General features: G+C 49.7%; 1 tRNA gene. It reads left to right on the top strand.

Annotated features, from left to right (window positions below):
* Positions 1-275: 275 nt before the first annotated feature.
* Positions 276-350 (top strand) — tRNA-Met (locus NW838_RS09415).
* The last annotated feature ends 278 nt before the right edge of the window (positions 351-628 follow it).

Genomic DNA, 628 nt, shown 5'->3' with positions numbered 1-628 from the left:
AACTCGCTCCAATCACATCTGTTGTGCGCGCAGAAGATGGGCAGGTCTGGTACCTGCCCTCATCGTGCATACAAAGGGTTGCCGGAGGTTTGTGGCGTACATCGTTCATTGGCGAACACACAACTGAACACCGAGAATGTTGAAAACCCCTGCTCGTGAGAGAGCGGTCTGGATCGACGTTGAATGTTCTCGAACACACAACAATCCATTGCAGCGAAGCGGAAGAAAACTCTCTTGACAATCCACAGTGAAACTGCTATATTATTAAATGCCGACGCGGCGTGGAGCAGTGGCAGCTCGTCGGGCTCATAACCCGAAGGTCGCAGGTTCGAATCCTGCCGCCGCTACCAGTGGAGCGACAGAGCATCATGCTCTGTCGCTCTTTTTTTACGTCTTGAAGAGTATAACGCACCGTGATCATAGCTCCATAGATATAGATGAGCAAGTATCGACTTAGATGACATTCTTCTTATGAGTCTTCAGTAAGGTGATCGATCTCACCATAAGATGTGGAAACGGTAAGTTCACGGACGTTCGTCAGCGTATCGAAAGCGACTGAGAATCAGAAGAAATGTTGCCGACCCCTATCGTTCTCGCGATAGGAGTTGTGTCGCTGTACTTATCGCGG

The organism is Synechococcus sp. R55.2 (assembly GCF_047462075.1).
Classification (GTDB): domain Bacteria; phylum Cyanobacteriota; class Cyanobacteriia; order Thermostichales; family Thermostichaceae; genus Thermostichus.
Note: the sequence above shows the minus strand (reverse complement) of the source record. Positions and strands in the feature narration are given on the sequence as shown.